General features: G+C 68.3%; 13 protein-coding genes. 8 read left to right on the top strand and 5 right to left on the bottom strand.

The features are described from left to right. Positions 1-11: 11 nt before the first annotated feature. Complete coding sequence (locus ASE02_RS20775; protein WP_056737006.1) at positions 12-743, top strand: TlyA family RNA methyltransferase; 732 nt, start codon at positions 12-14, stop codon at positions 741-743. A 61-nt stretch (positions 744-804) separates the two neighbouring features. Here ASE02_RS20775 and ASE02_RS20770 read toward each other — a convergent pair whose 3' ends face one another. Continuing rightward, positions 805-1407, bottom strand: coding sequence for a hypothetical protein (locus ASE02_RS20770; protein WP_056737004.1), 603 nt, complete (start codon positions 1405-1407; stop codon positions 805-807). A gap of 42 nt (positions 1408-1449) precedes the next feature. Beyond that, on the bottom strand, positions 1450-1875 hold the full coding sequence (locus tag ASE02_RS20765) for a glycine zipper 2TM domain-containing protein (RefSeq protein ID WP_082602246.1): 426 nt from the start codon (positions 1873-1875) through the stop codon (positions 1450-1452). Positions 1876-2106: 231 nt separating this feature from the next. Between ASE02_RS20765 and ASE02_RS20760 the strand changes: the two genes are divergently transcribed. Continuing rightward, a complete protein-coding gene (locus tag ASE02_RS20760; protein WP_056737002.1) occupies positions 2107-3336 on the top strand; it encodes a class I SAM-dependent RNA methyltransferase in 1230 nt (409 codons plus the stop codon). A 52-nt stretch (positions 3337-3388) separates the two neighbouring features. Here ASE02_RS20760 and ASE02_RS20755 read toward each other — a convergent pair whose 3' ends face one another. Continuing rightward, positions 3389-4477 (bottom strand): PA0069 family radical SAM protein, encoded by a 1089-nt coding sequence (locus ASE02_RS20755; protein WP_056737001.1) that lies wholly within the window; start codon positions 4475-4477, stop codon positions 3389-3391. A 144-nt stretch (positions 4478-4621) separates the two neighbouring features. Here ASE02_RS20755 and ASE02_RS20750 point away from each other — a divergent pair, with 144 nt between their 5' ends. The 3 genes from ASE02_RS20750 to ASE02_RS20740 all read left to right on the top strand — a co-directional run bounded on the left by ASE02_RS20750 (position 4622) and on the right by ASE02_RS20740 (position 6690). Further along, positions 4622-5452 carry a phytanoyl-CoA dioxygenase family protein gene (locus tag ASE02_RS20750; protein ID WP_056736999.1) on the top strand — a complete coding sequence of 277 codons (831 nt, stop codon included), beginning with the start codon at positions 4622-4624 and terminating at the stop codon, positions 5450-5452. Next, positions 5449-6165, top strand: a complete 717-nt coding sequence (locus ASE02_RS20745; RefSeq protein ID WP_056736997.1) for a TylF/MycF/NovP-related O-methyltransferase — start codon at positions 5449-5451, stop codon at positions 6163-6165. The genes ASE02_RS20750 and ASE02_RS20745 overlap by 4 nt, the downstream gene beginning before the upstream one ends. Before the next feature lie 69 nt (positions 6166-6234). Continuing rightward, positions 6235-6690 (top strand): hypothetical protein, encoded by a 456-nt coding sequence (locus ASE02_RS20740; RefSeq protein WP_056736995.1) that lies wholly within the window; start codon positions 6235-6237, stop codon positions 6688-6690. Here the strand turns inward: ASE02_RS20740 and ASE02_RS20735 are convergent. Both ASE02_RS20735 and ASE02_RS20730 read right to left on the bottom strand, forming a co-directional pair. Then, positions 6687-8261, bottom strand: a complete 1575-nt coding sequence (locus ASE02_RS20735) for a lytic transglycosylase domain-containing protein (protein WP_056736993.1) — start codon at positions 8259-8261, stop codon at positions 6687-6689. The two genes, ASE02_RS20740 and ASE02_RS20735, sit on opposite strands and share 4 nt — an antisense overlap. Before the next feature lie 69 nt (positions 8262-8330). Then, the gene (locus tag ASE02_RS20730; protein ID WP_056736991.1) at positions 8331-9140 is read right to left on the bottom strand and encodes a uracil-DNA glycosylase; all 810 of its coding nucleotides are present in this window, start codon (positions 9138-9140) and stop codon (positions 8331-8333) included. A gap of 142 nt (positions 9141-9282) precedes the next feature. Here ASE02_RS20730 and ASE02_RS20725 point away from each other — a divergent pair, with 142 nt between their 5' ends. The 3 genes from ASE02_RS20725 (at position 9283) to ASE02_RS20715 (ending at position 13760) form a co-directional block, all read left to right on the top strand. Further along, on the top strand, positions 9283-10971 hold the full coding sequence (locus ASE02_RS20725; protein ID WP_056737417.1) for an electron transfer flavoprotein-ubiquinone oxidoreductase: 1689 nt from the start codon (positions 9283-9285) through the stop codon (positions 10969-10971). Between the two features lie 193 nt (positions 10972-11164). Next, positions 11165-12871 (top strand): tetratricopeptide repeat protein, encoded by a 1707-nt coding sequence (locus ASE02_RS20720; protein WP_056737415.1) that lies wholly within the window; start codon positions 11165-11167, stop codon positions 12869-12871. Positions 12872-12878: 7 nt separating this feature from the next. Beyond that, complete coding sequence (locus ASE02_RS20715; RefSeq protein ID WP_056736990.1) at positions 12879-13760, top strand: 4-(cytidine 5'-diphospho)-2-C-methyl-D-erythritol kinase; 882 nt, start codon at positions 12879-12881, stop codon at positions 13758-13760. The last annotated feature ends 35 nt before the right edge of the window (positions 13761-13795 follow it).

Raw genomic sequence — 13795 nt, 5'->3', positions numbered from 1 at the left:
CTGAAGCACGAGTGGGCCGAAAACGCGCGGATGTCGTCCTGGTCGAACGGGGCCTGTTCGACAGCCGCGCCAAGGCCCGCGCGGCGATCGAGGCCGGCGGCGTCACCGCGGGCGGCAAGGCCATCGCCAAGGTCTCCGAACTGATCGAGGAGGCGGCGGTCATCCAGGCCGTCGCCGCCCATCCCTATGTGGGGCGCGGCGCCCTGAAGCTAGTTCATGCGCTGGGCGTGTGGCCGGTGCAGGTCGAGGGGCGGACGGTGCTCGATATCGGCTCCTCCACCGGCGGCTTCACCGAGGTCTGCCTGCTGCACGGCGCGGCCCGGGTCTATGCGGTGGACGTCGGGCGTGGGCAGTTGCACCCAAAATTGGCCGGCGATCCGCGCGTGGTGAGCCTGGAAGGCGTCGACGCGCGCAATCTGACGCCGGCGCTCATCCCGATGGCGCCGGACCTGATCGTCACGGATGTCAGCTTTATCGGCCTGGCCAAGGCCTTGCCGGTCGGCTTGGCCCTGGCCGCCCGGGGCGCCGATTTGGTCGCCCTGGTGAAACCCCAGTTCGAGGTCGGCCCCGACCAGGTGGGCAAGGGCGGCCTGGTCAAGGACGAGGCCGCGCGGGGCAGGGCCCTGGAAGAGGTGTCGGCCTTCCTGACCGTCTCAGGCTGGCTCGTGCGCGCCACCAGCGACAGCCCGATCTCGGGCGGCGACGGCAATCACGAGTACCTGCTCTGGGCCCAGAAGGCCTGATCACGAAAAAGCCGCCCGCGGTGAGGCGGACGGCTTTCGAGATCGCTCTGCAGCGTCGCGCTTAGTCGACGACCTGATAGTTGCCGTTGGTGTCGGGGCAGACGCGGACGAAGCGTTTCTGCGTGCGGCCGTCGGGCAGGTAGATTGGGCTTTCAGCCAGGGTGCAGCCGTCGGCGGCGGCGGGCGCCTGGTTGGTCACGTTGTAGCTGTCGCCGCGATAATAAGGTTCGGGGCGATACTGGTTCGACTGGGCGTAGTAGCCGTCGTCATAGCGCTGGCGCTGACCGTAGGTGGTCGAGCCGTTGTTGTAATAGCCGGTCTGCGGCGCGCGATAGCCGCCGTTGCAGGCCGCCGAGCGGTTGCCGACCGCCGCGCCGCCGAGCGCGCCGAGCGCGCCGCCGAGCAGGGCGCCTTCGGTGCGGGCGTTACGCGCCGCGGCGTTGGAGCCGATGGCTGCGCCGAGCGCGCCGCCCAGCAGAGCGCCTACCGTGCCGCGGTTGGTCGAGTCCCGACGGCAGGGGTCGTAGTAGGTGTTGCCGCTGTTGCCATAATAGCCGGCCGATTGGGCCGCGGCGAAGGTCGGAACCGAGACCGCGGCGCCCAGGGCCATGACGCCGGCCACGCTTGCGAGGGCGCCTTTGGCGAAGGTCGAACGGAAGTTCATGTCTTTAGTCCCCCTGTTGGGATGAGTGATGCGAAAGCGGGCTTAGGCCCGTCCGCTCGGCCGCCAGACGCCATCGCGCCCACGGCAAACTTCGAAACTGTGATTACGGTTGCCGGAATACTCTTGGACCCAGCGGCAGTTGTTGCGCTGGTAGGAACTGCGCGACACCCGCTTCGGATAGGAACTGCACTGAACGTTGCGCTTGGCGATTTCATGGCCGGCGACCGCGCCGACTACGCCGCCCAGCACCGCGCCTTCGGTCTTGGCGCCGTTGCCGGCGACCGCGCCGCCCAGCAGAGCGCCCGACAGGCCGCCGATCACGGTGCCCTTGTTGGCCGAGCGGCGTTGCTGCTCGCGGCAGACGTCGCCGGAGCCATAGCTGCGGCCCTGGGCCGAGGCGAAGGTGGGGACAACGAAGGTGGAAGCCGCGATGGCCGCGACGGCGGTGAAGGTAAGGGCGCGTTTCATCGAATGACTCCAGAATTTCGCAGGGCGGCGCCGGAGCTCCACCTGCTGTAGAGAGAATGACTGATCGAATCTGAACGCTGCTTGAGCGGGTCGTTCATCTTCGTTCATGTGACGTTGCGCCTTGGCCCACTTGGGCTTTTGGGGCGCAGGAATGCGAAAACGAGCTAGAGCATGCGAAGTTCCCGGCGGCCGAACAGGGCCCGTCCTGCCGAAACGGCGGTAAGCCCCTCTGTGGAGGTGGTCATCGAGGCTGTAGGAGGCGAAGGCGACGGCATTGCGGCGGGACCGCTGTATGCGCCCTTCACCCTGCCGGGCGAGCGGGTGCGTCTGGCGGCTGGCGGCGAGCGCCGCGAACTCGAGGCGGTGCTGGAAGCCAGCCCGCAGCGCGTCGTCCCGCCCTGTCCGCACTTCGGCGTCTGCGGCGGCTGCGCCCTGCAACATTGGGAGCACAGCGCTTATCTGGCCTGGAAGGTCGACCGCCTGGTCCGCACCCTGGCGCGCGAGCGGATCGAGACGGAGGTCCTGCCGGCCTTCGCCGCCTCGCCCGGCAGCCGTCGCCGGGTGTCGTTGCACGCCCGGCCGGGTCGCAAGGACGCCGCGCGCCTGGGCTTCAAGGGCCGCAAGTCCTGGGATGTCATCGACATCACCGCCTGCACCATCGCCGATCCGCGGCTGGTGGCCGCCTTGCCGGCGCTGCGCCGGCTGGCCGTGCCGCTGTTCGAACATTCGAAATCCGCGCCGACCCTGCATGTGACGGTCACCGACACCGGGATCGACGTCGACATCAGCGGCGTCGAGCGCAAGAGCGGCGGCCTGTCGGCCGACGCCCGGATGCGGTTGGCGGAGATCGCCGGCGAGGCCGATTTCGCCCGCGTCACGCTCGATGGCGAGATGGCCTATCTGGCCAGGCAGCCCGTTGTGCGGCTGGGGGAGGCCACCGTCGCCCTGCCGGCCGGGGGCTTCCTGCAGGCCGTACCCGAGGCCGAGGTCGCGATGGCGCAGATGGCGGCGGAGGCCGCGTCCGGGGCCGAGCGCATCGCCGACCTGTTCTGCGGATCGGGAACCTTCACCTTCAGGCTGGCCAAGATCGCGCCGGTGCTGGCGCTGGACGGCGAGGCGCCTGCGATCCGGGCGCTCAGCGCCGCCCTGGCCAGCGCGCCAGGCTTGCACGGCGTGGTGGCCGAGGCCCGCGACCTGACCCGCCGGCCGCTGCTGGCCGAGGAGATGAAGCGCATCGACACGGTCGTCTTCGACCCGCCGCGCGCCGGCGCTTACGAACAGTGCACCGAGATCGCCCGGTCCAAGGTCGCCCGCGCCATCGCGGTGTCCTGCAATCCGGCGACCTTCGTCCGCGACGCCCGCATTCTGATCGACGCGGGTTTCACTCTCGACAAGCTGCTTCCGGTCGACCAGTTCCTCTGGTCGCCGCACGTCGAACTGGTGGGCGTGTTCAGCCGCTAGCGGCGTAATTCCCCTCCCCATTGGTCGTCATGGTGGCCTCAAGGGGAGGGGCTTACCCCCCGAACAGGTCGCCCTGATCGCCAGCCTTGGGCGGGACCTTGAACAGCGACAGGTCCAGGCCGTCATAGCGGGCGTTCAGGCCATAGCGCTTCTTGGCCGCCTGGAAGCGCTGGGACATAAGCTCGGCGATCGGGCCTTCGCCCTTCATCCGCTTGCTCCATTCGGCGTCGTAGTCGAGCCCGCCGCGCATCTGGCGCACCAGCGACATGACCCGGCTGGCTCGGTCAGGATGGTCGCTGGCCAGCCATTCGCGGAACAGGTCCTTGATCTCGCGCGGCAGGCGCAGCGCCACATAGCCCGCGCCTTGGGCCCCGGCCTGGGCGGCGCGTTCGAGCACCGCCTCCATCTCATGATCGTTCAGCCCGGGAATGGCCGGGGCGAACATCACGATCACCGGCACGCCGGCGTCCGATAGCGCCTTGATCGCGCCGATCCGGCGCTCGGGCGTGGCGGCGCGGGGCTCCATGCTGCGGGCCAGCTTGCGATCCAGCGTCGTCACCGAAATCGCCACCCGGCACAGGTTCTTGGCGGCGGCGTCGGCCAGGATGTCGATGTCGCGCAGGATCAGCGCCGACTTGGTGATGACCGAGAACGGGTGATTGAACCGCGCCAGCACCTCCAGCACCTGGCGCGTCACCCGCGCCGTCCGCTCCAGCGGCTGATAGGGATCGGTGTTGCCGCCGATGTGGATGAACTGCGGCTTGTAGCGCGGCGCCGACAGTTCGCGCTCCAGCAGCTTGCCGGCGTCGGGCTTGAAGAACAGCTGGCTCTCGAAATCCAGCCCCGGCGACAGGCCCATATAGGCGTGGGCGGGGCGAGCGTAGCAGTAGATGCAGCCATGGCTGCAGCCGATGTAGGGATTGATCGAGGCCGAAAAGCCGACATCGGGGCTGTCGTTGTGGCTGATGATCGTCTTCGACTTCAGCGGGGTGAGGGTGTCGTCAATGCGCGGCGGCTGGGGATCGCGCTCGGTCCAGCCGTCGTCGAAGTCCTCGCGCTGCTGGCGTTCAAAGCGGCCGGTGTGGTTCGACTTTGCGCCACGGCCGCGAACGGCTCCAACAATGGGTGCGGACTGAACCATACGCCGAACATATCGACGAATGAGAACACATCAAGAACATTGCAATTGGACGCTAAACGAAAATAGCCACGACGGGCGGGCGAGGCGTGGTCGCGAGGCGGCTGGTGAGGCGTGGTTAACCAACGCCCCCTAGCGTCCTGCGCGATGACGAATCTCCAGCCCAGCTCGGCGGACCGCGCGCCCTCGGCGCAGGGAGAGCTGCTGCGTCTGGAGCGCGGGTTGCTCGCCGGGCCGCTGATCGACGAGGCGATCGAGACCTTGCGCGACATGCTGGCGCCCAGCAGCGTCGCCGGCGACGATATCGACGCGCTGGTGGATCAGCTCCGCGCCCAGGATCGCGCCCGGCTGGGGGCGATCTACGACGCCTTCCGCGAGACCCTGATCTTCCAACGGGTCGTGACCGCGCCGCAGCTGGTCGCCGCGGCCAAGGCCATGACGGGCGCCGCGCGAATTCACGCCCCGTTTCAGCATGCCGTGTTCCGCATGGACCTGGCCGGCGAGGCCTGGCGCGGGTTCGGGTGGCACCAGGACTATCCCTACAACATCCTGGCGGCGGGCTTTGTCACCGCCTGGCTGCCCCTGACGCCCTCAGGAGCCGCCAACGGCTCGATCGATGTGGCGCCGGCGCTGTCGGACCAGATCCACCCGGTGGACATTCGCTTCAAACGAGACGGGGAGGGCCGCCGGCTGGCGACCCGCGACGCCTTCATCACCGAGCGGCTGCAGCCCTCGTTTGACGCCGTGGCCGAAAAGCTGACCCTGGATCCGGGGGATGTGGCGCTGTTCGACAGCCGCCTGGTTCACCGCTCCGGGTTCAATCCGGGGCCGCGCCATCGCTATTCCATCCAGGTCCGCTTCGGCGACCTGCTCGCCCCCGATATTGTGGAGCGCGGTTGGCGCAACCGTCGCACGGACGGTTTCGACACCTTCAAGACGCTTCACCCCGACCTGGTTGAAAACGAGGAACAGCCATGATCCCTGCCGACGAAACCCTGCGGGGCTTGCTGAAACAGCACCTCGACGACCACGACCTGATCGCCAACCTGGCCTCGTTCGGGCGGCGCATGCACTTCATGAAGGGGTTCGCCCACTATGAGGTGTTCAACAAGATCAAGGACCTGCCCGGCGATATCGTCGAGTGCGGCGTCTATAAGGGTTCGTCCCTGCTGACCTTCGCCCGGTTCCTGGAGACCTTCTGTCCCGGTGACCGGACCCGCAAGGTGCTGGGCTTCGACCACTTCCGAGGCCTGGCCGACCGGACGGAAAAGGACGGGCTCGACGCTCGGGTCGGCAATACGGCGGAGGGCTGGAACCCGGCCGATTTCCGCGACACCCTGTTCGCGCTGGTCGACGCCTTCAACCAGGACAGCTTCGTGCCCCAGCGGCCGCGGGTCGAGCTGGTGGACGGCGACGTCTGCAAGACCGCCGCCCAGTATGCGGCTGAGAATCCCGGCCTGCGCATCTCGCTGCTGCATCTGGACATGGATCTCTATGAACCGACCCTGGCGGCGCTGGAGGCCTTCTGGCCGCGCCTGCTGACCGGCGGCGTCGTCCTGCTCGACGAGTACGCCATCCGCGAATGGCCGGGCGAGACCGAGGCGGTGGAGACCTTCTTCAAGGGCGCCGTTCCCAGGATCGAGAAGTTCGCCTGGGCCTCCGCGCCGGGCGGCTATTTCATCAAGACCTGATCCCAGTTGGAGCGTTCGGCCCGCGTCTGAGGAATTGACGCGAAGGCCGAACGGCCCCCTGTGGGAACCATGCTTTCGGTCATCATCCCGACCCTGAATTCCGCGCGCGAGCTGCAGGTCTTGCTGCCGGTCCTGGTGCCGGCGGCGGTTGACGGCTTAGTGCGCGAGGTGATCGCGGCCGATGGCGGCTCCACCGACGCGACCGGGGTGATCTGCGAGGACGCCGGGGTCGAATGGGTGGAGGGCGGCCTGGACGTCGCGGCGCGCAAGGCGCGCGGCGACATGCTGCTGGTCCTGCCCACGACCTTGCGATTACGCCGAGGCTGGGACGACGTCCTGCGAACCCATTTGGAGGGCAGGGGCGGCTCGGCCCTGATCGCCGAAGGCCCGCCGAGCTTCGTCGAGCGGTTCAGCGGCGTGAAGCTCGCGGGCGTGCTGATCGGCGCTGAGGCCATGCAGCGGACCGGCGCGACCAACCTGACCGATCTGCGCCGCCGACTGGGCCGCGCCAAGCGCCTGAGTTAGCGGTCCAGCCGCGCGTCGATGAAGCTGGCGCCCTGGGCGATCGCGTCGAGGGTCTTGGTCTCCAGGCCGAATTTCTTCCGATAGGTCCAGTAGCCGGCCATCACCTTCTCGACGTAGTTACGGGTCTCGAGGCTGGGCAGGCTTTCGATGATCAGCAGGCTGTCGTTCTGGCCGACCTTTTCGGCGGTTTTGAGCAGGGTGCCCGGGCCGCCGTTATAGGCCGCCACGGTGCGCAGGATGTCGTAGCCGACCCCGCGTTCCATCAACCAGGTCACATAATCCTGGCCGACGCGCAGGTTGAAGCCCGGTTCGAACAGCGGGCTCATATCGGCCTTCAGCTTGTCGTCGCCGGCCGCGCGGGCGGCGGCTTCGGGCATCAGCTGCATCAAGCCGACGGCGCCGGAGCGCGAGACCACGGCCGGGTTGAAGCGGCTTTCCTGGCGCACGATGGCGTAGACCAGCGCCTTGTCGATGGTGAAGCCCGACTTCGGCTCCAACACCGGGGTCGGATAGTCCGGCTCGACGAAGGAACGGGCGCGGGGCAGGGACGTGGTCACGTCGGCGTCGGAGGTGAGCGGCGCGTTCAGCGCCAGAATCAGGCCCATCCACTGCGAACGTTCGGTCTCGGACTTGGCCAGGGCCAGGCCGGCGCGCAGCTCCAGACCGGCCTCGACCGGCATCCCGACCTGGGCCAGGCCGGTGGCGCGGTGGGCGCGGGCGTCCTCGCGGATGAACTGGCTGAGGTGGGCGCTGGGGGCCGAGAAGGCCGTCGGCACGAACTCGCCGGTCGGCGCGGAACGTGCCGCGGCGCCGGCCTGCAGGCGCATGCGGCGCTCGGCGATCATGCCGTAGAAGGTGGTCGGATGACGCGCCGCTAGCTTGATGAAGCCCTGGGCGCGGGTCGGGTCGCCTGATTCTTCCAGCGCGCGGGCCGCCCAGAAGGCGGCGCCGGACCGGACCCAGGGATCCTCGCTCTCGTCGCGCGCGACCTGGCCGAGATAGGATTCGGCCAGGGTGTAATTCTTCAGCCGATAGGCGGCGAGGCCGGCGATCCAGCGGTCTCCGGCGGCCGGCGCTAGGTCGAGGGCGCGCTTGATATCGCCGGAATAGAAGGCCTCACGCGCCAGGCGGCTCTTGTCGGCCGGGGCGCGTCCCGAAATGCCCTGGGCGGTGGCCTCGACCCGGCGCCAGTCGGCGCCGGCCAGCACCGGAACCTTGAGCGGCGCAGCCGTCGCCGGTTTGCGCTTGGCGGCCAGGGTGTAGATGCGCTCAGCGCCCGGCAGGTCGCCGTACTTATCCAGCCACTTGGCCAATTCGTCGTAGCTGGCGGTGTGCGTGGTCGGGTGCATGAGCTGGCGGAACGCCAGGTGGCCGGCGAGCGAGCGATCCTTGATCTCGGCGCTCTGCATTTCGGCGTCGATGAAGTCGCCACGATCCACGGCCTCGAAGGCCGAGACGTAGCGTTGCACATCCCATGGGCTGAGCACCTGGGGCGCAGCCTGCGATGTTCCGGCGATGGCGGAGCAGACCACGGTTAAGACCGCGACCCGCATGCCGTTCAGTACCCGCATGCGTTCCCCACGTCGGCCGCCTCTGCGCGCGATCTGGACGTGGCCCTTAGTTCTCGTGACTGGGGAGTCTTAAGCGCCGCGGTCCGGGCGATCAAGCCGTTCGGTCAGGGTGAGCAGATCGCTCCACGCCTTCTTCTTCGCCCCAGGTTGCCACAGGAGGAAGGCCGGATGCAGGGTCGGCATGGCCGGAAGTTCGAGATGCCCGCTCTCGGAACGCCATTCGAACCACCGCCCGCGCAGCGACAATATGCCCTCGTCGCGCTTCAGCATCGCCTTGGCCGAAGGCGCGCCCAGCAGCAGCAGCATCTTGGGCGCGACCAGTTCGATGGCCCGTTCCAGGAACGGAGCGCAGACCTGCTGCTCCTGCAGCGAGGGCGTGCGGTCGCCCGGCGGACGCCAGAACACGGTATTTGTGATGAACACCCGGTCGGTCAGGCCCGCCGCCCCCAGCATACGGTCCAGCAGCTGGCCGGCGTCGCCGATGAAGGGCTCGCCGCGGGCGTCTTCCTCCGGGCCGGGGCCTTCACCGATGATCAGCAGCGGGGCGTCGACGGCGCCGCGCGCGAACACCGACTGGCGGGCGCCTTCGAATTTGAGCGGACAGCCGTCGAATCCGGCGATGGCGGCCTTCAGGGCGTCCAGGTCCTTGGCTTCCGCGGCCAGATGTCGCGCCTGGGCGACGGCGGCGGAGATGTCGGAAACGCCCGGCTTGGGCGCGGCGACCAGCAGCGGCTTCTTTTCAGCCGGTTTGGGCGCAACGAACTTCCCCGCCTCGATCTTGTCGATCGGGGTATCGAGCAACATGGCGTCCACACCCGCCTCGGCCCAGAAGGCGAGGAGGCTTTCGGCGGTGCGATCAAGAGCGGCGGCTTGGGTCATTAGGTCCTGAAAGGAGGTCTATAGCCGAGTTCGCGCTTGACCGCCCTTGTGCAAGCTTCGGATAAGTCGCGCGACGGATCAACGCCGCGTGAAACAAGGGGACGGGGAACCCCCGCGCGGCACTACGGGAGTTATGGGGATCATGAGCGAAACCATCGCCACTGAGACAGTCGAACGCGAAGCGATGGAATACGACGTCGTGATCGTCGGCGCCGGGCCCGCGGGGCTGTCGGCGGCTATCCGCCTGAAGCAACTGGCCGAGGCCGCCGGTTCCGAAATTTCGGTGGCGGTGTTGGAGAAGGGCTCCGAAGTCGGCGCCCACATCCTGTCCGGCGCGGTGATCGATCCGAGCGGCATCAACGAACTGCTGCCGAATTGGCAGGAGCTGGGCATTCCGCTGGAGACCAAGGTCACCCGCGACAAGTTCGTGATCCTGGGCCCGCATGGCGACCTGGACATCTCGTTCCTGCCCTTCCCGAAGTGGATGCTGAACCACGGCAACTACATCGCCTCGCTGGGCAATGTCTGCCGTTCAATGGCCGCCCACGCCGAGGCGCTTGGCGTCGAGATCTATCCGGGCATGGCCGCCTCCGAGGTCGTCTATAACGAAGACGGCTCGGTGAAGGGCGTCGTCGCCGGCGTGTTCGGCATCGATAAGGACGGCAATAAGGGCTCCGACTATCAGCCGGGGATCGAACTGCACGCCAAGTACACCTTCATCGGCGAGGGCGTGCGCGGGTCGCTGGCCAAGCAGCTCCAGGCGCGCTTTGGCCTGACCAACGGCCGCGAACCCCAGAAGTTCGGCATCGGCATCAAGGAGCTGTGGCAGGTTCCGGACGAGAACTTCGAACCTGGCCTGACCCAGCACACCTTCGGATGGCCGCTCGACAACGCCACCGGCGGCGGCTCGTTCATGTACCACTTCGGGGACAACTACGTGGCCATCGGCTTCGTGTTGCACCTGAACTACAAGAACCCCTGGCTCTCGCCCTTCGACGAGTTCCAGCGCTTCAAGACCCACCCGGCGATCCGCGGCTACCTGGAAGGCGGCAAGCGCGTCTCCTATGGCGCGCGCGCCATCACCGAGGGCGGTGCGCAATCGCTGCCGCAGCTGTACTTCCCGGGCGGCGTGCTGCTCGGCTGCTCGGCCGGCATGGTCAATGTCCCGCGCATCAAGGGCAGCCACAACGCGGTCAAGAGCGGCATGCTCGCCGCCGAGGCCGCCTTCACGGCGATCCAGGGCGGCCGCAGCAGCGACGAACTGGTGTCCTACGAAGAGGCCTACCAGAAATCCTCCATCGCCAAGGAGCTGTGGAACGTTCGTAACTTCAAGCCGCTGTGGTCCAAGTTCGGCACCATCCCCGGCGTCCTGCTGGGCGGCGTCGACGCCATCATGGCCACCGTGCTCAAGGGCTGGTCGCCGTGGGGCACGCTGAAGCACGGCAAGTCGGACGCCGAGGCCACGGGCCTGGCCAAGGACTACAAGCCGATCGTCTATCCGAAGCCGGACAACGTCTTCAGCTTCGACAAGCTGTCCTCGGTGTTCCTGTCCTCGACCAACCACGATGAGAACCAGCCGGCCCACCTGAAGCTTACCGATCCGAGCATTCCGGTGAACGTGAACCTGCCGCGGTTCGGTGAACCGGCGCGCCTGTTCTGCCCGGCCGGCGTCTATGAGGTGCTCTACGACGCCGAGGGGAACAACCCGAAGTTCCAGATCAACTTCCAGAACTGCGTCCACTGCAAGACCTGCGACATCAAGGATCCGTCGCAGAACATCAACTGGACCACGCCCCAAGGCGGCGACGGCCCGAACTACCCGAACATGTAGTCACCCCTATCGGATCGTCATGGCCGGCCTCTTGCGCCGGCCATCCATAGCCTCCGAGGCGGCGGATTTGCCTGGGAGGTTTGTGCGTATGGATCGCCGGGACAAGCCCGGCGATGACGATCTGGAGGGAGCTTCGCCAGATAGCGCGCTCAACGCCTTGAACTCGCCCTCGAAAGCGCCGAGTTTCCTTTTCATGCGCCGCCTTCTCATCGCCCTTGCCCCGCTCGCCCTCGTCGCGGCCTGCGCCACGCCGCCACAGCCCCCGGCGGGCTGGACGCCGCCGATGGCCGCCGGGATGGGCGGATCGGCCTATGGCGCCTTTCTGGCCGGGCAGGGCGCGCTGAACGACGGCAAGGGCGCCGAGGCCGCCGCCTATTTCGCCCAGGCCGAGCTTGAGGGCGGGGCCAGCGACCTGCTGCAGGACCGGGCCTTCACCGCCGCGGTCCTGGCCGGAGACATCCCCAAGGCCGCCGCGCTCGCCCCCACCGGGGAAGAAGCCTCGGAATCCACCAAGCGCATGGGCCAGCTGGTCAAGGGCGTCGAGTTCATGGCCCAGGGCCAGGGCAAGCCCGCCTACGAGGCGCTGACCGGCGACAAGATCGGCTTCCCGCACCGGGGCGCGGCCGCGTTGCTGGCCCCCTGGGCCTCGGCCATGGCCGGCGACGTCGACGGCTCGCTGGTCCGTCCCGAGGTCCGCAGCGACCGGGTGGTCGACTATTTCGGCCAACTTGGCCAAGCCTATCTCTTCGAACGCGCCCGTCGCTATGACGAGGCCGAGACCGACTACAAGGCCTTGACCGGCGGCGACACGCCCGGCGACATGGCGGTGCTGGCCTATGGCGCCTTCCTGGAGCGCCGCAAGCGCGGCCCCGACGCGGTGGCGCTGTATGATCGCGCCCTGGCCGCTCAACCGACCAGCCAGGGGCTGGCCATGGCCAAGGCTCGCGCCGCCACCGGCAGGGGCGCGCCGCCGCAACCGACCTTGCGCCAAGGCGCGGCCGAGGTGCTGATCGCGCCGGCCGCCGGCATGCTGGGCGCCAAGCAGGATCAACTGGGCCTGGCCTATCTGCGTCTGGCGCTGCGGCTCGATCCGACCCGCAACCAGGCCTGGCTGATGGTCGGCGACCTGATGGAAGGCGCCGGCGACCTTGAGGCCGCGCGTCTGGCCTACGCCAAGGCCAAGCCAGGCTCGGCCGAATATCCCGCCGCCCGCGCCAAGCTGGCCTGGAGCTATCAGAACGCCAAGGAGCCGGAGACCGCGCTGAAGATGGCGCAGGAAGCCGCCGCCACCGGTGATGCGGACGCCAAGATCACCTATGCCGACCTGCTGCGGGCCAACGACCGCTACGCCGAATCCGCCGAGGTGCTGTCTAGCGTGATCGGCGACGGCGCGGCCCCCGATTGGCGGCTGCTCTATGCGCGCGGCGTCTCCTATGAGCGCTCCGGCCGTTGGCCGGAGGCCGAGCGTGACCTGCAGGCGGCGTTGAAGATTCGCCCCGAGGATCCTGAGCTGCTGAACTATCTGGGCTATTCCTGGATCGACAAGGGCGAGCGTCTTCCCGAAGCGCTGGGCATGGTCCAGCGGGCCGTGGCCGCCAACCCGCAGTCGGGCGCGATGATCGACTCGCTCGGCTGGGCTCACTACCGCCTGGGTGACTACAAGAAGGCTGTCGAACTGCTGGAGCAGGCCGTAGAACTCGAGGCCGGCGATCCGGAGATCAACAACCATCTGGGCGACGCCTACTGGCGGGTCGGCCGCCGTATCGAGGCGGAGTTCCAATGGCGCCGGGTCCTGACGCTCGATCCGGACGACCGGATCAAGAAGGATATCGAGGCCAAGCTGGCTAACGGTTTGGGTCCCAAGGGACCGGCCGTGGCTCCGCGCGTCGCCGGGCAGTAGGTTCGCCATGGGCCCCGTGGCCTTCGCTCCGGCGAAGATCAATCTCTTCCTGCACGTCGGCGCGCCGAGCGCCGACGGCTATCACCCGCTGTGCAGCCTGATGGTCTTCGCCGATATCGGCGACCGGTTGGTCATCCATGAGGCTGACGCCCTTTCCGTCCAGGTCCATGGGCCGTTCGCCGCCGAACTGGCCGGGGAGGGCGACAACCTTGTCCTGCGCGCGGCGCGGGCGTTGCTGGTCAAGGCGCGGGGACCTCAGCCGCCGCTGTGCCTGTCGCTGGAAAAGATCTTGCCGGTGGCCGCCGGGCTTGGGGGCGGCTCCAGCGATGCGGGCGCGGCCCTGCGGCTGGTGCGTTCGGCCCTTGAGATCGCTGTCGACAATGATGGGCTTGAGGCCATCGCCGCCTCGCTGGGCGCCGATGGCGCGGCCTGCTTCCGGGGGCGTCCGGTCCTGGCCGAGGGGCGCGGAGAGCGGCTGACGCCGTCGCCCGAGCTTCCGGCCATCGAGGCGGTGCTGGTCAATCCAGGCGTCGGGGTCTCGACCCCCGCGGTCTACCGCGCCCTGGACGCCGGCGGGGCGTTTGGCGACGTCGAACCGCCACCGATGCCGCAGGCCTTCGAGAGCGTCGAGGAACTGGCCGGTTGGCTGGGCCTGATGCGCAACGACCTGCAGGCGCCCGCCATCGGCCTCGCGCCGCAGATCGGCGACGTGATCGAGACCCTGGCCGGGGAGCCCGAGACCCTGATCGCACGCATGTCCGGATCGGGCGCGACCTGCTTTGCGATCTGCGCTTCGGACATCGAAGCCAATGCGCTGGCCGACCGCGTCGCCGGAATGCGGCCGGACTGGTGGGTGCGGCGCTGCCGCCTCGGCGGCCCCTGGGACTGAACCTCGCCCCCTGAAACGAAAACGGGGGCCCCGAA

It is taken from the genome of Phenylobacterium sp. Root700 (assembly GCF_001429025.1).
Lineage (GTDB): Bacteria > Pseudomonadota > Alphaproteobacteria > Caulobacterales > Caulobacteraceae > Phenylobacterium.
Note: the sequence above shows the minus strand (reverse complement) of the source record. Positions and strands in the feature narration are given on the sequence as shown.

Bases quoted from the DNA above. Each gene is read 5' to 3' on its own strand.
- ASE02_RS20745 (WP_056736997.1), top strand. From the start codon at position 5,449: ATGATCCCTGCCGACGAAACCCTGCGGGGCTTGCTGAAACAGCACCTC.
- ASE02_RS20740 (WP_056736995.1), top strand. From the start codon at position 6,235: ATGCTTTCGGTCATCATCCCGACCCTGAATTCCGCGCGCGAGCTGCAG.
- ASE02_RS20765 (WP_082602246.1), bottom strand. From the start codon at position 1,875: ATGAAACGCGCCCTTACCTTCACCGCCGTCGCGGCCATCGCGGCTTCC.
- ASE02_RS20715 (WP_056736990.1), top strand. From the start codon at position 12,879: ATGGGCCCCGTGGCCTTCGCTCCGGCGAAGATCAATCTCTTCCTGCAC.
- ASE02_RS20720 (WP_056737415.1), top strand. From the start codon at position 11,165: ATGCGCCGCCTTCTCATCGCCCTTGCCCCGCTCGCCCTCGTCGCGGCC.
- ASE02_RS20750 (WP_056736999.1), top strand. From the start codon at position 4,622: ATGACGAATCTCCAGCCCAGCTCGGCGGACCGCGCGCCCTCGGCGCAG.
- ASE02_RS20730 (WP_056736991.1), bottom strand. From the start codon at position 9,140: ATGACCCAAGCCGCCGCTCTTGATCGCACCGCCGAAAGCCTCCTCGCC.
- ASE02_RS20755 (WP_056737001.1), bottom strand. From the start codon at position 4,477: ATGGTTCAGTCCGCACCCATTGTTGGAGCCGTTCGCGGCCGTGGCGCA.
- ASE02_RS20735 (WP_056736993.1), bottom strand. From the start codon at position 8,261: ATGCGGGTACTGAACGGCATGCGGGTCGCGGTCTTAACCGTGGTCTGC.
- ASE02_RS20770 (WP_056737004.1), bottom strand. From the start codon at position 1,407: ATGAACTTCCGTTCGACCTTCGCCAAAGGCGCCCTCGCAAGCGTGGCC.
- ASE02_RS20725 (WP_056737417.1), top strand. From the start codon at position 9,283: ATGAGCGAAACCATCGCCACTGAGACAGTCGAACGCGAAGCGATGGAA.